The sequence below is a fragment of the Pseudomonas turukhanskensis genome, assembly GCF_027922365.1.
GTDB classification, from domain to species: domain Bacteria; phylum Pseudomonadota; class Gammaproteobacteria; order Pseudomonadales; family Pseudomonadaceae; genus Aquipseudomonas; species Aquipseudomonas turukhanskensis.
In genome coordinates this window covers 326,578-348,762 of the sequence record NZ_BSFN01000004.1, presented here as the reverse complement: position 1 = coordinate 348,762, position 22,185 = coordinate 326,578, and the positions used below count along the sequence as shown (strand labels likewise).

Genomic DNA, 22,185 nt, shown 5'->3' with positions numbered 1-22,185 from the left:
AGGCTCAGTGCAGGCCGGGCACCGCACTTGGCAGGCCGCACAGTCCTTCACGGATTGCCGAATGAGGGTCGGCCATGTGGCCGGAATATAGCCCGTTGCGGTACAGCACCACATTGCTGTGTTGCTGCAGCAAATCCAGGGTGTCGGTACTCGCTTGATCAAGCAGGCGGCAATTGACCAGCACCACATCGAACGGTCGGCCCGGGAAGCCCAATAAGGCCTTCAACTCGTCAGCGGTTGCTACGACACCTACGCCGTAGCAACCTGCGTGATTGATCAGCTTTTCAACAGAAAGACGCAATTGCTGGTTAGCGTCGGCAATAAGAATGCGCAAAGTTTTTGGCAGCATGGCGTTGGCTCGTCGGAAGAGGACCGCACCAGTGTCACCAAGCGGGCAAACTGAAAAAGCCGGATACCCCCTACATCCGTGTAGGAATCTACAGCTCGACGCCCTGCACGCTACGGACAATAAGCGCCAACTCATCCACCACCTGTTGCAACGGCCCGCTAACGCTGTTGGCGCTGGCATCTTGCTCACACGCTTGTTGCAACGATTCCGCCGCGCGCTGCACAGCGCTCGCACCAATATTGGCAGCGGTGCCCTTGAGCGTGTGTGCCAGACGAATCATCGCCACGCTGTCACCCTTTTCAGCTTGCGCGCAGAACTGTGCCTCGAAGGTCTGTGCCTGTTCCACAAACATCCCGAGCATTCGGGTGTAAAGCTCAAGATTGTTCATACACACGGCCATGCCGGCCGTCACATCGACGCCAGGTATTGATGGCAAGCTAGCAGGCGCTTCGGCAGATGATTCAGGCAATGATGCGGCAGACGGCTGCGCGACCGGTCTGATCCACTTGCTGATAATGGCGAACATCCTGGCGACATCGAGCGGCTTGGTGATGTAATCGTCCATACCCGCAGCCAACGCTTTTTCCATGTCGCCTTTCATGGCGCTGGCAGTCATGGCAATGACCGGCAGCGCTTGCGTCGCGTGGTTGGCGCGAATGTTCCGCGTGGCGGTGTAGCCATCCATAACGGGCATCTGACAATCCATCAGCACGCAGCCGAACGCCTGATCCACCGCCAGAATATCCAGAGCGAGCTGCCCATTCGCGGCCACAACCACCGCCACGCCGGCTTGCGCCAACAGCGCGACCGCCAGCTCCTGATTCATTTCATTGTCTTCCACCAGCAGGATGCGATTGCCCGCCAGCTGTACACGCACATTGTCGGCAATTTCCTGCTGACTGGCTGGTTCGCTGGCGACAGCACGCGGGCTACTCAGCACGTTGCTGACAGCCCTCAGCAATTGGCCAGGCGTGATGGGTTTGGCCAATACGCTTTCAAACGAAACTCCCTGGTGCTGTATCGCCGACTGGCACGATTCCTCTAAACCGGGAGCGGCCATCATGATCACTCTCACGCCAAGGTGATGGGAGCGCTGGCGAATAAGCTCGACACATTGCAGGCCGTCCATGATCGGCATTTGCCAGTCCATCAGGATCAAGTCATAGGCCTGGTCGCTCAGCTCGGCTTCATCTACACAGATCAACCCATCGATACCGTTGGCCGCCTCGTCGACGTACAACCCGGTCACATTTGCCATCGCCCCCACGATGGCGCGCGCGCTGGCATTGTCGTCAACCAGCAACACGCGACGACCCTGCAGCTCAGGGACAACGGGGGCATCAGCAGGCGTCAGGCATTCGATATTGACCTCGAAATGGAAGGTGGAGCCTACGCCAAAACGCGAGTCCACCCAGATGCGGCCGCCCATCAACTCCACTAACTGTTTGGAGATAACCAGGCCGAGACCACTGCCGCCGAAACGCCGGGTGGTGGAAGAGTCGGCCTGGGTAAAGCTGTTGAACAGCTTGCCTTTGTGTTCTTCGGTCAAGCCGATGCCGGTATCGGAAACCCAGAAATGCAAGGTGAGTTGGCTGCCGGACAACGCAGTGGCTTCCACCCCCACCACGACCTCACCGCGCTCGGTGAACTTGACCGCGTTATTAGCCAAGTTGATCAGTACTTGGGCAAGGCGCAGGCGATCGCCCGACAGGTTGCGTGGAACTTCGGCACGGATGTCATACAGCAGCTCGAGATTTTTCTGACCCGCGCGAAGGCTGATGGCGTTGGAAAGATCGTCAAATACATCCTCCAGGTCGAACTGCGCACGTTCGATTACCATCTTGGCCGATTCCAGCTTGCTAAAGTCCAGAATGTCGTTGATGACACTCAGCAGCGAGGTGGCCGCTTGATGGACCTTCTCAATGTAATTTCGCTGAACTGAATGGAGCTCTCCTTGAAGCGCCAAAGACGACATTCCCAGAATGGCGTTCATCGGCGTACGGATTTCATGGCTCATGTTGGCGAGAAACTCGCCCTTGATCTTGCTTGCGGCTTCGACGGCGTTCATCGCGTTCTGCATTTCCCGTTCCGCGACTTTTTGCTCGGTGATATCGATCATCCAGCCAAGTGTTCCCATCTCGCCAAGAAAGTCGATGCGCACAAAATTGATAAGTACATCCCGAACCTGATTGTTGTTGTCGATCACCTGGCTTTCGTGCTGCGCCACCACTCCTTCCTCACGTAGCCAGTCACGAAGCGTCTCTCGCTCATCGGGGCGAACAAACAGACTTGGCATGGGTGCATCCACACGGACATTGAAGGTGTTGGTAAACAACGGGTTAACAAAACGCACAATGCCCTCGGTGCCCGGTTGGAGGTCATCGGTGAGAATGCACACGGCCACTGGCGCGTTATCCAGCACTAACTGCAGACGTTGATGCTGGCGAGCGATTTCTTCCGAATCGCTGCGTCGGCGGCGCATGTCAGTCGCTCGTCGCAAAGCGAACCAGAACAACAGCCCGCTGGCCCAAGCGGTGAGCAAGGCAATTACAAAACCTTCACGCCAGTTGTAGACCGGGGCCAGGTCACTGATCGTCACCAGCCGCCACTTGCCACTTGGATCATTCCAATCCACCAGCGCCGAAGACACCGCATACCTCTGCTTATCAAGCCGGACAACCTTCTCATTCAAATCGAAAGGCAAAGCGCTTACTTGCTGTGGGTCATCAAAATAACGCCCGAACTGTTTACTTTGCGCAATGCTCTGCAGTCGTTCAGGCGTCATGGCGCCGACCGTATTGAGCCGCCACTCGGAACGCCCGGCTGCAAAAACTACGCCCTGTGGTGAGATAAGAAGTCCAGAGCGTGTGCCATCGCTTACGACGAACTCACCTAACTCGCTGGCCTCGAAGCTGCCGACTACAGCACCCGTCACTTCCGGGCCATTGGCCTCCAGGTACACTGGCGCCGCCACGTAGTACACCAGTCGCCCGGTCACCGAGCTGACGCCACCATGTACGCTGGGCAAACCACGCATGGCCTGAATGAAATAAGGGCGATAACTGACGTCCACGCCAATAGGATTCTGGCCCTCGTTGTTCCAATCGCTGGTGATAATTCCTTTTTCATTCACAACAAATACAAGGCTCGCCCCGACCCGCCGGGCAATAACCTGCAGAGCCGGGCGGGCGATGTTGAACTGACGGGCGTGCCTTACGTGTGTTTCCAGCGACGCTGTTCTTACCGATGGGTTCAACGAACCTGCGAGCAAGAGCGCCCCCATACCTTTTCCGTTAAGCGTCAGGCTCTCAAGGCTGGATGCATTCTCCCGGACAAGCGCCTGTTCGGCACTGCGAAAACGGGACTCGACCATCAACCGGTAAGACTCACTCGCTGCAAAGCCGATGACGCAGGAAAACAACAACATGCCAAGCAGCACTGGCACACGATTATCGACCATCCAATTGGTAATTTTCGTCACACGCAAACGCTCTTGATTAATACGCCCAAATGATTTTTCTCGAGCCATATCCGTGCAGCGCCTAACGCGCTGCCGCTAACGCGACTCACCGTGTTGCAAAAAGAACAGTGGCAAGCTTAGACGAGAGCGTCGTCCGAAGAAGGTAATTGAACAAAATAGATCGACCGCGTGCATACGCGTGAACTCGCTCTAACTCACCATTCGGGCCTCATGCCCTAATAAATCGTACACGGGGTCCACTTCCGCTACGAGCCCCCGAATTCAGATGTGGCCTTTGCACGCCAAACTCGACAGAGTTCGTGATTCTGCATCTATAAGGTTTTTCCTACGGAAAATAGGGATGAGATCTACATAAAGACTTTGGGATGACTGGGATATTTCCTCCACTTTAAATTTGTGTAGGAACACCAACGTGGCCCAGCCAAAAATCCTTATCTCGCAAGATCACCCGCTTGCTCAGCAAGCTCTGGCGGCCACACTTAAATCGCTGGGTTACTCCCGGCTTTTCATTGCAGAAACTTATCAGAACGCCATCGACCTCGCTCGAGACGAAGGTAATTTCGATATATTTATCTGCACCATTACAGCACCCAACGCACATGAACTCCACCTACTAAACCAAATCCAAACTTACGGCCGAATTAACTATCTGTTATTGATAAATGAAATGCCATCTTACTTGCTGGCACCAATCAGAAAAATTGCAAACAATTGCCAATACACAGTACTTGCAGAGCTGGGCAAACCTTTTACTAAAATGGAGGTGCAATCAGCTCTGCTAAAGTACCGCCCAGATCAAGGGAATGAGACAGCCAAGGCTGCAGTAGATACTTTCCCAGCCAAGGTAATTGCTAATGCAGCCGAAAAAAATCAGTTCATTCCTTTCTATCAACCTAAAGTCAATCTTCAGACAATGGAAGTCATTGGCGCCGAAATCCTTATGCGCTGGAACCATCCTAACTGGGGTATTTTAGGACCTGGTGCATTCATGGACATCGCCAAGCGTTTTGGGCATATCGACGCGATGATGTTAGACATTCTTGATCAAGCGTTAACTTGGACAACCGAACAGCAGTTTGACAAAGACTTCAAACTCGCCGTGAACGTCGATGCAATCCAGCTGTGCAAACCGGATTTTCATAAAAAAATTGCCGAAATGCTCAACGATAAAAAGTTTCCCGGCCACAACCTCATACTGGAGGTAACAGAGTGCGGCATTCTGAAATCGCCCATCGTGTGTATGACAAACCTTATTCAACTCCGATTACTAGATTGTGGCGTCTCGATTGACGATTTTGGTGTCGGCTTATCATCTTTACAGCGAGTGTGTGATCTGCCTTGTACAGAACTCAAGTTAGACATGAGCTTTGCACAGAGCATCCCATACAACCAACGCAGCAGACTCGCCGTCGCCAATATGGCGAAGCTGAGCAAGGAAATGGACATTCAATTGGTAGCCGAAGGCATAGAGACAACCGAGCAACTCCATTTACTCCAAAAAATGGGCTGCCCGGTGGGCCAAGGGTACCTATTTTCCCCACCTGTCTCCGCCAAAAACCTCCTGAAGTGGTTAAAACATCACGAAAAATACAGGTCTTTGAAGAAAAACAACTAATGCGGAACTCAAGTCGATTTAACGGCTATTAGAGCGAATGTGATGCTTAACAATAAAAACAACACAGCAGTTTCTCTGCGCACCAGTCCAATGGTTAGGCTGGCTGCGCTGCTTGGAACTTTGCTGTTTCTAATCGCATCACCTGCAAAAGCATTTGAGTTGGTTACCCTGTCTCCGACCATAACCACGCCAGCAACACGGATCGCGATCGGAGTAGAATCGAGGGCGTGGTTGGACCGCAAAAAATCGCTTACGCTGGGGATAAGTAGAGAAGTTTTCGAGCCCTATGAGATCCTGCAAGGACCAAACCTGAAAGGCATCGTAGCCGATTACTTCCATCTCATTACAACCAGTCTGAACGTACAAGCCAAAGTTGTGCTTTACCCAGACTGGAAATCGGCGCAACACGCCCTTCAAGAAGGAGATATCGACGTATTGGCCAGGGGCAATGCAAGAGATCAACCCAATGCTGCGTTCATCTCTTCCTTACCCTATGTTTTCAACACGCCCGCCATTGTTGGACGCGGCACCGAACTGGAATTTTCCAAGATTAAGGTACAAGGTGAAGTAGCTTATTCTGGCGACTTTTTGTCTGCACAGGAAATTCAACAGCACTTCGAGCAGGCAACCCCAGTCCCATTTAAATCGGCACTTGAAGCACTGCATGCCGTTGAATACCAGCAACAACGTTGGTACGTAGGCGACCCAACAGTGATTGGCTACTATAAGGGTCAGGGCGAACTTCCACACATTCACATGTACGAAGCCAAAACCCTCAATAAAAATGGTTACAGCTTTCTCTTTGCCAAAAAAGACATAGTTTTACAGTCTCTGTTTAATAAAATTTTATCCAGCACAGCAACGGCAGAAAAAAATAAGATAACCAACTACTGGGCGGTCAATATAGAAGTTGATCACCCAGGGGAAATTGCGTTTACCACAGAAGAGCAGCAATGGCTCAACGGGCACCCTGACGTCGTGGTCGCGATCAACTCTTCGTTACCACCCTATAGCTTCTACGATGAGTCAGGCGAGTTGCGAGGCGTTGCAATAGATTTACTTGCCATAATTAGCCAGGCTGCAGGCATAAATTTCAGAGTCGTTGATGTGCCTTCTTTAACTGAGTTGGAGCAGCAACTGCGCAATAAACACGTCGACATGACCTTGACCCTTTTACCCAATGAGGAACGAGCTAAGTACCTTCGCTTTACCGAGCCATATCTTTTTAATAGTTTCGCGTTGGTAACAACCAAACATAGTGAAATCTCCACTATTTCCGACCTGAAAGGGAAAAAGGTAGCGATCTTGCGAAGTAATTTTGTAAGCGACAAGTTGTTGCAGGCCGAACCATCGGCCCAACTGATTAAAAAAGAGTCGCAGCTAGACAGCCTGGTAGCCGTTGCCAACGGAGAAGTCGACGCAGCAATTTCCTTGTTGCCAACAGCCACATACCTTATCAGACAATATTTTTCTGACGATCTTAAAGTCGCCACATCGCTGCCAAATTTCCCGGCAAACCTTCCATTCGCCGTACAGGCGGAACACTCAATACTTTACGGCGTACTATCAAAAATCATCGAACAACTTGGCCCGAACCATATCAATGGACTGATGAGCAACTGGAAGGCGGTTGCACCCGCCCAGACTAGCGTATGGAAGGAGTACATCACTTCTTTTCGTCTGCTCAGCCTTTTCGCAGCACTCAGTTCGTTCCTGTTCATTATTCTGATCGGATATCTTTACGTAAAGCGCCGCCTCATGCGGCAAGAAGCTGAGCACTTAGGGTTCCGAAGCATGCTTTTGGATAGCATTCCGATGGCAATTTCGGTGAGAGATAGCCAAGGGCGGTTTGTATTCTGCAACCAAGTGTTTTACTCGCAGCTACGGGTGCAACCTGGGCAGGTCCTGGGCAAGAACAACTTCGATTTTCTTGATGTCGAGCGGGCTCACGCAGACGAACACCAGCGCCTTTATTTTCAAACATTAAAGAACGGTGTCGCTGAGCAGAGGCAGTTCGACGCAACAATAAACGGTAGTCACCTGACATTCAGGCAGTGGGACCGCCCCTATACAGACAAAAACGGCACCACCGTTGGCCTCATCTCCGCCTACGCTGACATGACGTCTAACGTTCTCTTGCTACAGCAACTGCGCAACTCCTATGACCGAGCTGTGCAGGCGAACGAGGCGAAAAGCCGCTTTCTGGCTGTCATGAGCCATGAAATCCGAACGCCGCTTAACGCGATCATTGGCTTGCTCGAGTTGACAATCCAGCGGATAGATCAAGGCTATTCGTGGGACCGTGAAGATCTGGTAGTTGCCTACGGCTCCTCCAAATCACTGATTGAGCTGATCGACGACATTCTCGATCTCGCCAAAATCGAATCTGGGAACATGACTCTTATGACACAGCGCAGCAATCTTTCCGAGATCGTCAACTCCGTAAGCAGAGTATTTAGTGGTGTTGCACGTCAGAAAGGCCTATTTCTAAACATAAACGAAAATATACAGGCCGATCGCGATGTAATGATGGACGCTGGGCGGTTCAAGCAAGTTTTGTCCAACATTCTAAGTAACGCGATAAAGTTTACAGATGCTGGCGGCATCAACATAAACGTGAGCAGTCTCAGCTCCTCAGAAGGCGCCCGGCTAACCGTTGAGATAGTTGATAGTGGAATCGGCATCTCGAGCGAAGACCAGGAGAAACTATTCAAACCATTCACACAAGCCACGACAGTCAACCACAACCGCGGTGGTACTGGCCTTGGCTTGGCAATTTGTCGCCAACTGATAGAGCTGATGGGGGGGACGCTCGAGCTTCACAGCACTCCGTCACAGGGCACTTGCGTCACCGTTAGGCTAACCGTTCCCGAAATGGAAGCAGACTGCAGCCCTTCAAATGTGCCCCTTGCGAATAAAGCCATGCAGCGCCAACTGACTGTGCTCCTCGTCGATGATCACCCAGCCAATCGCTTGCTACTTAGCCAACAATTGGAGTTTCTTGGTCACACAGTTCGCCAAGCTGAAGATGGCGCACAGGCATTGACACTACTTCACAGAGAAAAATTCGACCTGATCATAACTGACTGCAGCATGCCTGTTATGGATGGCTACGAACTGAGCCGGCAATGGCGCGTTCACGAAATTAAAACTAACCAGACACCCTGCTGGATAATGGGGTTTACGGCGAATGCTCAACCAGAAGAGCGTATTCGCTGTTTAGAGGCGGGGATGGATGGCTGTCTTTTCAAACCGGTGAGTCTAAATGAACTGTCGGCCTGCATAGAAAGTCTTGAGCCTAGGTCCGTCGGACCTGTAAACGAACACACCGTAAAACCTGACGATTCAGGCGAGCTAGTAGACAAATCCTGCATCTCTGCAATTACGAACGGAAACGAAAAGCTAGCAATTATGTTAATGACTCAGTTGCACACCAGCAACGGACTCGACTTGGAGCAGCTCAACGAAAAAATTCAAGAATCCCAATGGAAAGAAATTTCTTTACTCGCTCATCGACTAAAAGGGGTAGCAAGACTCATAAATTCAAAGGCGCTTGTAGACGCCGCACAATCATATGAAGACCAGCTTGCAGAGGGAGCTTCGCATGAAAAACTTAAGGTATTAGCCACCCACCTCAGTACGACGCTTCAACTGCTACAAGCTGCTCTTGCGCACGAGCTAAATCCGCTCGGCACACAACCAACAACTTAATAACGGAATCTTTATGGGCAAAGTACTTATCGTCGACGATCATCCGGTAATCCGCCTGGCCGTCAAGCTGCTACTGGAGCGCGAAGGCCATACTCTCGTCGGCGAAACCGACAATGGAGTGGATGCGCTAACTCTCATTAGAAATCACCGGCCAGAACTGGTCATACTCGACATCGGTATTCCAAAAATCGATGGCCTTGAGGTACTTGCTCGAATCAGCACACTGAAGCCACGGCCGCGGGTATTGATTCTCACCTCGCAACCAGCTGATCTTCTGGCATTCCGTTGCATGAAAGCTGGAGCAGCGGGGTTTGTAACCAAAGGAGACAACTTGGAGGAGCTTCAACGCGCAGTATGGGCGGCACTGTCCGGCTACAGCTTTTTCCCAACTGATATACTGAGTACAGTAAACCCAACCATATCCAACAGCAGCGAACACGCGATGCTCAATAGCTTGTCGGATCGGGAAATCATGGTGTTGCAGATGTTGGCCCAAGGCAAGTCCAACAAGGAAATCGGTGACTCTCTCCTGCTCAGCAACAAAACCATCAGCACCTACAAGACTCGACTACAGTTGAAGTTAAACGCTTTCAATCTCGTGGCCCTCGTGGACTTCGCAAAACGTAATGGCCTAGGCTGAACCGAGAGCATTGAATGCTAGGCACTTAACTTTACACGCAACTCTTCAGAACGTTCCTGCATCTGATCCCCTACGCTCCTCATAATCTCAGCTACTCATCTAGTGGGTAGTCCATTGAGAGGAGCGCAGGAAGCGCATGTGTAAAATTTTGATAGCAAGTGATCGACTAGCAATACGCAGTTATCTCAGAAATGTATGTCAGGAGTTCGATTTTATAATATGTGCCGATGCCACTTCATTGGAGCAGGCGCTGGTTCTCACTGAAGTTCATGTTCCGGATATCGTTATCTTCAACTTCCGGGGAGCAGTCCGGAAGCAGGCAGTTGTAGTCTCGAAAATTGCGCGCTTAGGTAAAAAGGTAAGTGTTCTGATGTACTCCTCCTTTGCCCTTACACGTGCAACGCAAGCGTACATCCGCGCCGGAGCCTCAGGGTTTCTTAGTGAGGAGAGCACGAGCGAGGAGTTGATCGCAGTTCTCCGAGGACTGATGGCAGGTTTCTCCCTGGTTCCGCTCAATGCCCTCAAGCAGCACAAGATCAAGCTAGCTCACCGGCCCTCCAAATCATTTGCAACGCACGTGGAATGCCCCTCGATACCGGATCAGGTGCAGGCGGAAGCGCCCCCGCTGACTCCCCGCGCTCCTGAGTTATGCACCCAGGTACGAGTACCACGGCGGCGTTTGCCATTGATCTGATTTTACGAACCCGGATGGCAGGCCGCCCGCCTAAGTTAGGTAGCCATTGATATGCAAGAGAGATAAGCCATGAACAAAGCCAAGCTGTTTGCGCTCTGCTTGCTAGGCCTGGTGGCGAACTTGCCAGGCACCTTCGCCGCCGACGGTGTCGATAGAACTGAACTTGGTCCTGCCAGCACAGGCCCGACCAATCCAACGCCGCCAACCTTGCCAACGCCGGGCGCAGGTGTCGACGATGGCACCGGCATCGACGACCACCAAGGTGCCCCAACGCCAGGCACTGACGGCACCGACCAAGAGAAAACAAAAGGTAATACGCAGGCCCCCGACGGATCCCCGCCTTCAACCGACGCAGGTGGCGAGCGCACAAGCGACAGCCCCGGCAGCTAGCAGCACGCCGACTCTACGTTGCCATGGCCAGCAGATTCTGGTCATGGTGCTCTATTGCCACCATCCATCCGATGAGCTGGCCGCCCTTCCGAGCCCTTCAAATCCCCTGCTACGCTGGATCAGCCAGCCGCTCAGCGGCCAATGCGCGAACGGCCACGAACTTTTTTAGAACCTGCCGCATCAGACCTATAACCCGAACCAAGGCGAAAAATCGCCCGCCGCAAAACTCTGCCAGTCTGCCGCGATCCGACGAACCGCCGGCAGAGCAGATTATTGTGGGAACGGTGCTAGAGGATGACCGATGAACACCAGCCTACTTGAGCGTTATCTGCATGTACGCCGTCAAACCGAATCTCTCATAGCGCCGCTGAGCGATGAGGACATGGTGGTGCAATCCATGCCTGATGCCAGTCCAGCAAAGTGGCATATCGCCCACACCACTTGGTTCTTCGAAACCTTCCTCCTAAAGGAACACCTGCAGGGCTACCAAGTTTTCGACCCCAGTTTCGCCTTCCTCTTCAACTCGTACTACGAAGCCCTGGGCCCACGCCAACCCCGTCCTCAACGAGGCATGCTGAGCCGCCCGAGCATTGCCCGCGTGAGAGACTACCGGCGCCATGTCGACGAACACATGCAGGGCCTGCTTTCCAGCCCGCTGGCGGCCGGTTTGCCTGCTTTGATCGAACTGGGCCTGGCCCACGAACAGCAGCATCAGGAATTGCTCCTTATGGACGTGCTGCATCTGTTCAGTCTTTCGCCGCTCAAGCCTGCCTATGCAACTAACTGGCGAGAACCGTCCGGTGATCGTCATGGCCATTTCCAATTGATGGCCGGCGGAATGGTGGAGCTTGGTCATATAGGCGACGAATTTTCTTTCGATAATGAAAACCCGCGCCACGCCACGTGGTTGCAGCCCTTCGAAATCAGCGATCGACTGGTGAGTAACGGCGAGTGGCTGGCTTTCATGAGTGCTGGCGGTTACAACCGCGTCGAGCTCTGGTTGTCCGAGGGGTGGACAACGGTTCAAACAGAGGGCTGGGAAGCGCCCCTGTATTGGCAACGCAACGCTCGAGGTTGGCAGCAGATGAGTCTGGCGGGGCTGCGGGAAATCGACCCGGCAGCGCCAGTGATGCATATCAGCTACTACGAAGCCTGCGCCTACGCCAGCTGGGCCGAGGCGCGCCTGCCGACCGAAACCGAATGGGAAATTGCGGCGCGCTCGGGCTTGCTTGAACAGATCGAAGACAGCGCATGGCAATGGACCCAAAGCGCTTATGCGCCCTACCCCGGCTTTCGCCCCGCCAACAGCGCGGTTGGCGAATACAACGGTAAATTTATGGTTAGCCAACTGGTGCTACGCGGCGGTTCCTGCGTGACACCACCAGGCCATTCGCGCCTAAGCTATCGCAACTTTTTTTACCCCGGCCAACGCTGGATGTTCTCCGGCCTGCGCCTGGCCCGCGACTTGCCTTCGGCTCATGAGTCCGACACGGCAGGCACCGCCAATTACACCAGCGCCTTTGCCCAGGACGTGCGAGCCGGCCTGGGCAAAGCTGAAAAAAGCCTGGCGCCGAAATACTTCTACGATGCAGCCGGTTCAGAACTGTTTGAAGCCATCTGCCGTACCCGCGAGTACTACCCCACACGAGCCGAAACCGCCTTGCTGAAAGACATCGCCCAAGACCTTTCAGCCTGCATCCCGGATGGCGCCGCGCTCATCGAGTTCGGCAGCGGTGCCAGCCTCAAAACCCGCCTGGTGCTGGAAGCATCGCCACAACTGGACGTCTATATCCCGCTGGATATCAGCGAATCCGCGCTACGCAATGCCACCGTGCAACTGCAAAAAGACTACCCGGCACTCTGGGTTGCCCCGGAAGTAGGCGACTTCTGCCACCTGGCCGACCTGCCCATGCCCGCCCGAACCCGGCCGCGGGTTGCGTTTTTTCCCGGCTCTACGTTGGGTAACTTCTGCCAGCAAGACTCGGTCGATTTCCTACGTTCGGTACGCCGCTTTCTTGGCCAAGATGCGCGCCTGATCGTCGGCCTGGACATGCTCAAAGACATTTCCACACTTGAAGCTGCCTACGACGATGCCGATGGCATTACCGCCCAATTCAACAAAAACCTGTTGGCGCGGATCAATCGCGAGCTCGGCGGCACCTTCAATCTGGAGCAATTTCTCCACGTTGCCGAATGGAACCCTGAGCGAAGCTGTATGGAGATGTTCTTGGTCAGCACCCAGGAGCAGCAAGTCGAAGCCGCGGAGCAGATCTTTCACTTCGCCGAAGGCGAACGTCTACACACCGAGTGCTCACACAAATACACCCCGGAATCCATCCAACGCCTGGCTGAATCGGCCGGCTGGACATTGGAGCGCCAATGGCTCAGCCCGGCACCCCAAGTCGGAATATTCCTGCTTCACGGTTGAATGCCGCGAAAAGCAAAAAGCCCCGCAACTCAATAAGCTGCGGGGCTTTCTAGATATGGCGGTGAAGGAGAGATTCGAACTCTCGATACGATTTCTCGTATACACACTTTCCAGGCGTGCTCCTTAAGCCACTCGGACACTTCACCGTATCCCGATGACCGGTTAGGTCTGTCGAGGCGCGCTAATCTATCCGAAGCTTCTCCTAAAGGCAAAATATTTTTTAAGGGATTCATGTGGTTAAGCGCAATATCCCGGCTGCGTCTGAAATCCTCCGCGCCAACCTCCAACTCACGCGCAAAGGCCCAACGGCGCGACTGCCCGGTCAGTCTTAGCGCTTTACCTCCACAGCAGGGCTCGGTAACGTCTGTCCACCTTATATACCTGCCCGAGCAAGGATTTTTGCCATGAGCGACCTGATCAGCTACCAACTCGATGACGGCATTGCCACCCTGACGCTGAGCAATGGCAAGGTAAATGCCATTTCTCCGGATGTGATCGCCGCGTTCAACGCAGCATTGGACCGCGCCGAGCAGGACCGCGCCGTGGTCATCATCACGGGTCAGCCGGGCATTCTGTCGGGCGGTTATGATTTGAAGGTGATGACGTCCGGCCCAGAAAACGCCATCAACCTGGTGGCCGCCGGTTCTACACTCGCCCGCCGTATGCTCTCGCACCCGTTTCCGATCATCGTCGCCTGCGGTGGCCATGCGGTGGCCAAGGGCGCCTTCATTCTGCTGTCGGCCGACTACCGCATTGGTGTCGAAGGCCCGTTCAGCATTGGTCTGAACGAGGTGCAGATTGGCATGACCATGCACCACGTAGGCATTGAGTTGGCCCGCGATCGCCTGCGCAAGGCGGCATTCCACCGCTCGGTGATCAATGGCGAAATGTTCAATCCGCAAACCGCGGTGGATGCAGGCTTCCTCGACACCGTGGTCGCTGCCGAGCAGTTGCTGCCTACTGCTATTGCTGCCGCCCAGCAGTTGAAGAAGATCAACATGAAGGCGCACAAGAATACCAAGCTCAAAGTGCGCAAAGCGCTGCTGGAGACCCTGGACTGGGCTATCGAAGAAGACAAGAAGCACGCGGTTTAAGCGTTGCGTCAAAACCCGAGCCCGGCCTGCGTGCCGGGCTTTTTTATGCCTGCAAGCGGCGCTGCGCCTGGCGTGCAGCTTGTAACAAAACTCCCTCCGAGCGGCGATTGCCGAAAATAGTGCACATCCGTACACTGCGCGACCTTTTACCAAACGGGCGTCCCAATGCTTTTCCTTCTGCGCATGTTTTTTATGGGCCTGCACTTTATCGTCGCAGGCGTGTTGGGCATCGTTATCGGCCTGTGCCGCCCCTTCAACCCGGACAACAGCCGGCTATGCGCCCGCCTCTACTCGTGGCCGGCTCTGTGGCTGCTGCGTTTGAAGTTGAAAACCCACACCGAAGGCCTGCGCGATCACTCGCCATCCTGCGTGATCATTTGCAACCACCAGTCCAACTATGACCTGTTCGTGCTCGGCGCCGTGGTGCCCAAGCGCACCGTGAGCATTGGCAAGAAAAGCCTGAAGTGGGTGCCGTTCTTTGGCCAACTGTATTGGCTAGCGGGCAATGTGCTGATCGACCGCGGCAACGCCCTCAAAGCCAAGCGCGCCATGCTCACCACCACGGACACCTTGCAGCACAAAGACACCTCGATATGGGTGTTCCCCGAAGGCACGCGCAACCTGGGCAAAGGTTTGCTGCCGTTCAAGAAAGGCGCTTTCCAGATGGCCATCGCCGCCGGCGTGCCGATTCTGCCGGTCTGCGTCAGCACCTATAGCACGCAGATGCAGCTCAATCGCTGGAACAGTGGCGATATCAGTATCCGCTCGCTGCCGGCCATTTCCACCACAGGCATGACCAGTGAGGACATCCCCGCGCTGATGGAAAAGTGCCATGCCCAGATGCAGGCCGGCATCGCCGAACTCGACCGGGAGATTGCCGCTGCCCAACTGGGCGTTCCCAAGCCGGCGCCCGCAATCAGCTAATAGCTCGCGCACTACCGCAACCAAACAACAAGCCCGGCATCGACGCCGGGCTTGTTGTTTGTACGTGGCTACATCGGCGGAGGCACCAGCAGTGCCAGCGCTGCGAGCACACGTGAAGTTGCCATGCTCTTCCCTCCTTTGGCGGTGCGTTTGCCACGTCTGAGCATAGCCGCGCTTTGGTCCGCGTCAGGTTATTTGCACAACCATGGAGCGCACCGGGCGTTGCGCTTGTCTCACCCTGAGCGACACAGGAAAGGCCCCATGCAGTACCCTGATGTCAGGCGCCCACCGCCACTTGAAACCGGAGCGTACGGATAACAACCATGACAAGAGTCGTTGCAGCAGCGGTTTATTCCCACGGCAAGAAAGTTACAGATATCACCCTCGATGAAGGCAAAGACTGGGCCGCCAAGCCAGAGCATTTTGTCTGGATCGGTTTGCACGATCCTGGCAGCGAAGAGCTGCTGAACCTGCAAAAACAATTCAACCTGCACGCATTGGCTATCGAAGACGCGTTGCTGCAACACACCCGCCCCAAGCTCGAAACCTTCGGCGACGCGCTGTTTATGGTGCTCTACTCGCCGGTGATGGAAGACGACAAACTGGTGTTCGTCGAAACCCAGCTGTTTGCCGGAAAGGGTTACGTCATCAGTTGCCGCTACGGCGACTCGCCTTCATACGGCCGCGTGCGCCAACGCGCCGAAGCGCAGCCACTGATGCTCGAGCACGGCGAAGACTTCGTGCTCTACGCCCTGCTCAGCTTTGTGATCGAAAACTACCGGCCGCGCCTGGAAGAGTTCAACGCCAAGCTCGAAGACATGGAACAGCATGTGCTGCGCAACCCGCTCAGCCAGGACGACGTCGAACGCATCCAGCATATGCGCCGTCATTTGCTACGCATTCGCCGCTATATCGCACCGATGGTGGAAATCTGCACCGAGCTGCAACAGCTGGATTTCCCCTTTATCGACAAGCATATGCGCCCGTACTTTCGTGACGTGCAGATCCATGTGCAACGGCTGATGGAGGACCTCACGGGCCTGCGCGAAATGGCCGACCACGCCATTGAAATCGGGCTGTTGCTGGAGTCATCCCGGCAAAGCATCACCCAGCGCAAGTTCGCTGCCTGGGCGGCGATTCTGGCCTTTCCCACGGCAATTGCCGGTATTTACGGGATGAATTTTCAGTACATGCCCGAACTCACCTGGCATTACGGCTACGCCGGGGTACTCAGTGTGATTGGGGTGGGCTGCATTGGGTTGTATGCCAATTTCAGGCGCATGGATTGGCTGTAATCGCGCTGTTGTAGGCGCAAGCTAGCTGGCGAAGCGTAAGCCGATAGAACGCTTCGCCAGCAAGCTGGCTCCTACGGGACGGTTAGTCCTTCAGATCGATTTGCTCCACAACCCCATCTGCCTGGCAATGCGCTGCTCGCCGCGTTGCAGCCACTACACCTGGCCTTGGGTCGCGCCGGCAGGTAAGCCACTCTTGGCCCTTGCATTCGTCAATAACGGCAAGCGCTGCACGTGGTTCAACGACTGATGCCGCAGGTAACCATGCAGCGAGCTGTCGATATCGTTGGTGCGAATCGGTAGCACTGACAGCAAGGTGTCGCTCAGCCCATTGGTTGGGAATAGCAGAGATCGCCTGTTGGGTAGCAACGAGGACAGGGAAATTAAATTTAGGCGTGGAGAGAGCGCCGGTTAGCTATCAGGCATCCCACTCCCGCATGCGCACCCGACAATGCTTCATCGCGTTGACGATGTGCTTCTCCACCAGGCTCTGGGAAATACTCAGGCGTTCGGCAATTTCGTCGTGGCTCAAGCCTTCGAGTTTGCGCAACAAAAATGCGTCACGGCATACCGGCGACAGCTCATCGAGGGCGCGCTGCAACAATTGCAGGCGCTGTTCGTGTGCCAACGAGCGATGGGGCGAGGGAGAAAAGAACTGCTCTTGCTGGTCCAGCACGTCCAGGTTTTCGGTACGGCGCAGGGCATTGCGACGATGTTCGTCTATCACCAGATTCAAGGCTGTGCGGTACAAAAACGCGCGCGGCGACTCAATCTGCTGTTGACTGGCTCTCTCCATCACGCGCAAATACGCGTCATGGGCAACATCCGCTGCTTGCTGTCGGCTCCCCAGCTTGGCGCTCAAAAACCGCACCAGCTCCCGATAGTAAATCTCCAAAACAACCCCCGGCCACAGACGTGACGGCGAACATAGCAATAAGGTTGAACACCCGAACCGTCGTACTGGCAGTATGAAATTATTCATTTTATAATCATTCGTATCAAGACTTATTCTCAATTGCCAGCACTGCACCTTCCCCGCTTCAGTACCAGGTAACCGGTATTCCCTGATGATCAACGCCCCTTCCCCTGCCAACGACGACCCGCTCGTCGAGGTTGCCGCACATTGGTGCATGCGGATGCACGCCACCGATTGCACGGAAGAAGAGCGCGCGCAGTTCAAACTGTGGCTCGACGAGCACCCCAGCCACGCCACCGAATACGTAGCCATGCTGGAAATCTGGGACCTGAGCGAGCAGCTGCCTGCCCACGCTGCGGCGTCCGCGCCCCGCCCTGCGCTGCGCCAGGTGCCGCCGGCGCCCGTCGTGCCGGTGCGTACCCGGCGCCGCTGGCGCGCGCAGTTACGCGCCGTGACGCTGGCCGCGCTGGCCTTGCCGCTGGCGGCCTATGGCGGCTGGATAATGGGCTGGCTGCCCAATTCGTACGAACACTTCGAAACTCAGCAGAACATCAGTCGCATCACCCTGGGCGATGGCAGCGAAGTGGAGCTCAATAGCACCAGCGAATTGAGCTTTTTCAACTTCCGCGATGAGCGCCACGTCTCCCTCGGCAGCGGCGAAGCCTATTTCCACGTCACCCACGACAGCGCCCACCCGTTTGTGGTCAGCGCCGGCGAAGGCTCTATTACCGTCACCGGCACCCGTTTCAACGTCTGGCGCTACGAAGACAGCGTGGTCGTCACCGTGACCGAAGGCTCGGTGCGGGTGCAAAGCGAACGCCAAGGCAACGACAGCACCCTCACACCCGGCATGCAGGCCAGCTTCAAGGCGGGCGACCTCAAGCCCCGCGTTCGGTCTGTCGACACCCAGACCGCTTTAGCCTGGCGTGACGGCAAGCTGATCCTTAACGACATCACCCTCGGTGAAGCCGTGCCGCTGCTTAACCGTTACCTCGAAGAACCGCTGATACTCGCTGACCAGAGCACGGCCGATATTCGCATTGGCGGCATCTACAGCACCCGCGATGTGTCCAACCTGGTCAAGGCGCTGCCCAAGGTGCTGCCGATCAAACTCGAACCGCAACCTGACGGCACAACTCTCATCCGCAACCGCGGCGCTAGGCTCTAGACCGACGCCGCCACTTTCAGCCAATAAGTTTTCCGCGCTCGCTCTCGCCTGCTGGGCAGACTGACCTGACCATCCGCTGCAAGGTGTCGCCCTCCATTACAGGCATCACTGGCTACCGCCGCCGCGCATTGCCCGGCAAGCGGATGGCGACCCGCAAGCCACCCAGCGGGCTGTCCAACATTTCAAGCTGTCCACCGCGGGCATCGACGATATCGCGCACGATACCCAAGCCCAAACCATGACCGCTCACCTGCTCGTCCAAGCGCGCGCCACGTTCCAGCACTTCAAGGCGGCGCTCTGTTTCAATGCCCGGCCCGTCGTCATCCACCCACAGGGTGACACCGGCGCTGTCTTGCTGAACGCTCAGTTGCACCTGTGATTCGGCCCATTTGCAGGCGTTGTCGAGCAGGTTGCCGAGCATTTCCAGCAGGTCTTCACGGTCCCATGGCAGCCGCAGGCCGGGCGGCGCATGCCAGCTCAGGTGCAGGCCACGGTTGTGGATCATGCCCAAGGTATTGATCAAGCCCGGCAGCTCTTCATCGCAGTCGAACTGGGCGCCGGGCAAGGCCTCTCCCGCCAGCCGTGCCCGCCCCAATTCACGGCTCAGGCGTTGCTCGATCTGTTGCAGTTGCTCGCGCAAGGTGGCTTGCAGTTCAGGGTGGCCGGCCAGCGCGTCACGCTCGGCCAGGCTGACCAGCACTGCCAACGGCGTTTTCAGTGCGTGACCGAGATTGCCCAGGGCGTTGCGCGAGCGCAGCAGGTGCTCTTCGGTGTGCACCAGCAGGTGGTTGAGCTGAGTCACCAGCGGTTCCAGCTCGGCGGGCACGTCCTGATCCAGTGTCGTGCGCTGCCCTTGCTGTAGTTGTTGCAGCTGTTGGCGCACCCGTTCCAATGGCCGCAAGGCGTTGCGCACGGTCAGGCGTTGCAGCAGCAAAACCAAAAGCAGCGCGCCCGCACCGAGGCCCAGACCGACATATTTGACCTGGCGAAAACTGTCCAACACCGGGCTGTAGTCTTGCGCCACAGTGATGGATAACTGCTGGCCATAGCGCCGGTAGTCGGCGCGGTACACCAGCAGCAACTGCTCGCTGGGCCCCGGCGCCAGTTCGTTTTGCAGTCCCACCTTGGCCGCCTGCGCCAGCTCCCAGTCCCACTGCGAGCGGGAACGCCATGGCGCGGGCGTACCGCTGGCAAAGTCGATGCGAAAGTAGCGCCCGGACAACGGCTGCTCATACGCCGGTTGCACACGCTGCTCGTTGAGCTGCAAGCCAGTGGGGCCGCGTACCGTGGCGACAAGCAGGTTCTCGGTATGGTGACGCAGGCTGGCTTCCAGGTAGCGCCGCAGGCCCAGGTCCAGCAGCCATAAACTGGTTTGCGCCAGCACCAGCCCCACCACCAGCAACACGCTAATCAACCCCAGGCTGAGCCGGCGCTGAATCGATTTCATGCGCTCAACCCGATAAAGCGGTAGCCCTGGCCGCGACGGGTTTCGATGACGTCACGCCCGAGTTTGCGGCGCAGGTGGTTGACGTGCACTTCCAGGACATTGGAGTCGCGTTCTGTTTCACCGTCGTACAGGTGTTCGGCCAGGTGGCTTTTGGAAAGCAGTTGCTGTGGGTGCAGCATGAAGTAACGCAGCAGGCGAAACTCTGCGGCGGTCAGTTGAATATCCTCGCCCGCTGCCAATACGCACTGACGGCTCTCGTCCAGCTGCAGCCCTGCCGCCTGCAGATGTTCCTGGTTAGCCAGGCCTTTGGAGCGGCGCAGCAACGCCTGAATACGCAGCTGCAACTCTTCGGGGTGAAAGGGTTTGGTCAGGTAGTCGTCGGCACCGGCTTTCAGCCCGTCGATGCGCTCGGCCCAGGAGCTGCGTGCGGTCAGAATCAGCACGGGCGTGGCCAGCGCACCGGCGCGCCATTGGCGCAATACCTCAAGGCCCGGCTTGCCGGGCAGCCCGAGGTCGAGAATGATCAGGTCGTAAGGTTCGCTGGCGCCCTGGTGCACGGCGTCGCGGCCATCGGCCAGCCAGTCCACGGCATACCCTTGGGCGCCGAGGCTGGCGAGCAGTTCATCGGCCAACGGCACGTGGTCTTCTACCAGCAACAACCGCATCAGTCGTCTTCCTTGTCCTTGAGAATGCGCCCGTCGCGCACATCGATTTCCAGCTCGCGGACCACTCCGTCGGTGGTCAGCAATTCAATTTCGTACACCAGCACGTCGTCCTCTTCCTCCAGTTCCGCTTCCAACAACTTCGCCCCGGGGTAACGCTCCAGGGCGGGTTGTAGCAGCTGTTCCAGAGGCGGTATGCGACCTTCCTGGCGCAAGCGCAGCACCTCGTCCTGGTCCAGGTCACGGGCATGTACGGCGACACTCAGGGTCAGTACAGCCAGCACCAGTGCGACGATGCCGCTATAGCGCAGGAGCCATTTGCTTACAGGTTGGCTCATTACTTGTCTTGATAGTCTTTAAGGATCTGGCCGTTGGTAGCGTCCAGCTCCAGGTCCCACTCCACGCCCTGGGCGTCGCGCAGTTCAACCTGGTAAATGTAGCGGCCGTGTTGTTCTTCCAGCTCGGTTTCCTTCACGGTGGCACCGGGGTGTTTGGCAATGGCAGCGGCGTTGAGTTTCTCGAAGGATTGAATAGTGCCGGCATCGCGCAGCTTCAGCGCTTCGTCCGGGCCCAGGTCGCGGGCTTGGGCCAGGCCAGCGGTGGCGGTCAGGGCGGCAACGGCAAACAGGGCAGTAAACTTGTTCATGGGTTGGTTCCTTTTCTTCAGTTAGGTAATTGCTTTCGACGGGGATCACCTTATCGCCCGCCGCTTAACTGAAGCTTAAAACCCTTAAGTTTAAGAATTTTGGTTTGCAGGGATCGCGGCTGAAGCCGCTCTTACAGACCGGCTTTCACGGTTTGGAGGCGATTGCCTTGGCCAGCGCCGCCTGCAGATCCGGGTCATCGGGTTTGGTCAGGCTGGAAAAGCTGGCCACCACCTTGCCCTGACGGTCGACTACGTATTTGTAGAAGTTCCAGCGCGGCGCGCTGCTCTGTTCGGCGAGGCCTTTGAATAACGGAATGGCCTCGTCGCCTTTGACGTGCTGCGGCTCGACCATGGTGAAGGTCACGCCGTAATTCACGTAGCAAACCTTAGCGGTTTCGGTGAGGTCGGGGTCTTCCTGGTTGAAGTCATCGGAGGGTACACCGAGCACTTCCAGGCCTTGGTCCTTGTGGCTTTTGTACAGCGCCTCAAGTCCTTTGAACTGTGGCGCAAAGCCGCAATGGCTGGCCGTGTTGACCACCAGCAAGGGCTTGCCGGCGAAGTGTTCGCAGAGGTTGATCTGTTCTTTGTTCTTGTCACGCAGTTTGGGCAATTCGCCCTGAAGCAGTTGCGGGCATTCGGTGGCCAGAACAGGCAACGAAAACAGGGACAGCATGACGGCAGGCAGAAGGATGCGACGCAGGCTCATGGGGTAGCACTCAGTGGTCGGG

General features: G+C 55.9%; 19 protein-coding genes and 1 tRNA gene. 10 read left to right on the top strand and 10 right to left on the bottom strand.

Features of this window, described 5'->3' with window-relative positions:
• Positions 1-4: 4 nt before the first annotated feature.
• The gene (locus tag PKE98_RS10235; protein WP_271195174.1) at positions 5-349 is read right to left on the bottom strand and encodes a DNA-binding transcriptional response regulator; all 345 of its coding nucleotides are present in this window, start codon (positions 347-349) and stop codon (positions 5-7) included.
• Between the two features lie 88 nt (positions 350-437).
• Positions 438-3,830 (bottom strand): response regulator, encoded by a 3,393-nt coding sequence (locus PKE98_RS10230; RefSeq protein WP_271195173.1) that lies wholly within the window; start codon positions 3,828-3,830, stop codon positions 438-440.
• A gap of 412 nt (positions 3,831-4,242) precedes the next feature.
• On the opposite strand from PKE98_RS10230, the gene PKE98_RS10225 reads away from it, so the two are divergent.
• From PKE98_RS10225 to egtB, 6 genes are all read left to right on the top strand, one after another.
• Positions 4,243-5,445: an EAL domain-containing response regulator gene (locus PKE98_RS10225; RefSeq protein ID WP_271195172.1), complete on the top strand. Its 1,203-nt coding sequence runs from the start codon at positions 4,243-4,245 to the stop codon at positions 5,443-5,445.
• Positions 5,446-5,487: 42 nt separating this feature from the next.
• Positions 5,488-9,156, top strand: coding sequence for an ATP-binding protein (locus tag PKE98_RS10220; protein WP_271195171.1), 3,669 nt, complete (start codon positions 5,488-5,490; stop codon positions 9,154-9,156).
• Positions 9,157-9,169: 13 nt separating this feature from the next.
• Positions 9,170-9,796 carry a response regulator transcription factor gene (locus tag PKE98_RS10215; protein ID WP_271195170.1) on the top strand — a complete coding sequence of 209 codons (627 nt, stop codon included), beginning with the start codon at positions 9,170-9,172 and terminating at the stop codon, positions 9,794-9,796.
• A 136-nt stretch (positions 9,797-9,932) separates the two neighbouring features.
• On the top strand, positions 9,933-10,490 hold the full coding sequence (locus PKE98_RS27080; RefSeq protein ID WP_373877835.1) for a response regulator: 558 nt from the start codon (positions 9,933-9,935) through the stop codon (positions 10,488-10,490).
• Between the two features lie 69 nt (positions 10,491-10,559).
• Positions 10,560-10,880, top strand: a complete 321-nt coding sequence (locus tag PKE98_RS10210) for a hypothetical protein (protein ID WP_271195169.1) — start codon at positions 10,560-10,562, stop codon at positions 10,878-10,880.
• Between the two features lie 301 nt (positions 10,881-11,181).
• Positions 11,182-13,308, top strand: a complete 2,127-nt coding sequence (gene egtB / locus PKE98_RS10205) for an ergothioneine biosynthesis protein EgtB (RefSeq protein ID WP_271195168.1) — start codon at positions 11,182-11,184, stop codon at positions 13,306-13,308.
• A gap of 56 nt (positions 13,309-13,364) precedes the next feature.
• Here egtB and PKE98_RS10200 read toward each other — a convergent pair.
• Positions 13,365-13,454 (bottom strand) — tRNA-Ser (locus tag PKE98_RS10200).
• A gap of 258 nt (positions 13,455-13,712) precedes the next feature.
• Between PKE98_RS10200 and PKE98_RS10195 the strand changes: the two genes are divergently transcribed.
• The 3 genes from PKE98_RS10195 to PKE98_RS10185 all read left to right on the top strand — a co-directional run bounded on the left by PKE98_RS10195 (position 13,713) and on the right by PKE98_RS10185 (position 16,621).
• A complete protein-coding gene (locus PKE98_RS10195; RefSeq protein WP_271195167.1) occupies positions 13,713-14,402 on the top strand; it encodes a crotonase/enoyl-CoA hydratase family protein in 690 nt (229 codons plus the stop codon).
• 165 nt (positions 14,403-14,567) lie between these two features.
• Complete coding sequence (locus tag PKE98_RS10190; RefSeq protein WP_271195166.1) at positions 14,568-15,326, top strand: 1-acylglycerol-3-phosphate O-acyltransferase; 759 nt, start codon at positions 14,568-14,570, stop codon at positions 15,324-15,326.
• Positions 15,327-15,649: 323 nt separating this feature from the next.
• Positions 15,650-16,621 (top strand): magnesium and cobalt transport protein CorA, encoded by a 972-nt coding sequence (locus tag PKE98_RS10185; RefSeq protein ID WP_271195165.1) that lies wholly within the window; start codon positions 15,650-15,652, stop codon positions 16,619-16,621.
• A gap of 153 nt (positions 16,622-16,774) precedes the next feature.
• Here PKE98_RS10185 and PKE98_RS10180 read toward each other — a convergent pair whose 3' ends face one another.
• Together PKE98_RS10180 and PKE98_RS10175 are read right to left on the bottom strand one after the other, a co-directional pair.
• Positions 16,775-16,933 carry a hypothetical protein gene (locus PKE98_RS10180; protein WP_271195164.1) on the bottom strand — a complete coding sequence of 53 codons (159 nt, stop codon included), beginning with the start codon at positions 16,931-16,933 and terminating at the stop codon, positions 16,775-16,777.
• Between the two features lie 103 nt (positions 16,934-17,036).
• Positions 17,037-17,513, bottom strand: coding sequence for a sigma-70 family RNA polymerase sigma factor (locus tag PKE98_RS10175; RefSeq protein ID WP_271195163.1), 477 nt, complete (start codon positions 17,511-17,513; stop codon positions 17,037-17,039).
• Positions 17,514-17,688: 175 nt separating this feature from the next.
• Here PKE98_RS10175 and PKE98_RS10170 point away from each other — a divergent pair, with 175 nt between their 5' ends.
• Positions 17,689-18,702: a FecR family protein gene (locus PKE98_RS10170; RefSeq protein WP_271195220.1), complete on the top strand. Its 1,014-nt coding sequence runs from the start codon at positions 17,689-17,691 to the stop codon at positions 18,700-18,702.
• Between the two features lie 112 nt (positions 18,703-18,814).
• On the opposite strand, the gene PKE98_RS10165 is transcribed toward PKE98_RS10170, so the two are convergent.
• The 5 genes from PKE98_RS10165 to PKE98_RS10145 form a co-directional block, all read right to left on the bottom strand.
• The gene (locus tag PKE98_RS10165) at positions 18,815-20,149 is read right to left on the bottom strand and encodes an ATP-binding protein (RefSeq protein ID WP_271195162.1); all 1,335 of its coding nucleotides are present in this window, start codon (positions 20,147-20,149) and stop codon (positions 18,815-18,817) included.
• A complete protein-coding gene (locus PKE98_RS10160) occupies positions 20,146-20,814 on the bottom strand; it encodes a response regulator transcription factor (protein ID WP_271195161.1) in 669 nt (222 codons plus the stop codon). The genes PKE98_RS10165 and PKE98_RS10160 overlap by 4 nt, the downstream gene beginning before the upstream one ends.
• Positions 20,814-21,149 carry a PepSY domain-containing protein gene (locus PKE98_RS10155; protein WP_271195160.1) on the bottom strand — a complete coding sequence of 112 codons (336 nt, stop codon included), beginning with the start codon at positions 21,147-21,149 and terminating at the stop codon, positions 20,814-20,816. Before PKE98_RS10155 ends, PKE98_RS10160 begins: the two co-directional genes overlap by 1 nt.
• Positions 21,149-21,457 carry a PepSY domain-containing protein gene (locus PKE98_RS10150; RefSeq protein ID WP_271195159.1) on the bottom strand — a complete coding sequence of 103 codons (309 nt, stop codon included), beginning with the start codon at positions 21,455-21,457 and terminating at the stop codon, positions 21,149-21,151. The genes PKE98_RS10155 and PKE98_RS10150 overlap by 1 nt, the downstream gene beginning before the upstream one ends.
• Positions 21,458-21,602: 145 nt before the next feature.
• Positions 21,603-22,130, bottom strand: a complete 528-nt coding sequence (locus PKE98_RS10145) for a glutathione peroxidase (RefSeq protein ID WP_373877841.1) — start codon at positions 22,128-22,130, stop codon at positions 21,603-21,605.
• Between the last annotated feature and the right edge of the window lie 55 nt (positions 22,131-22,185).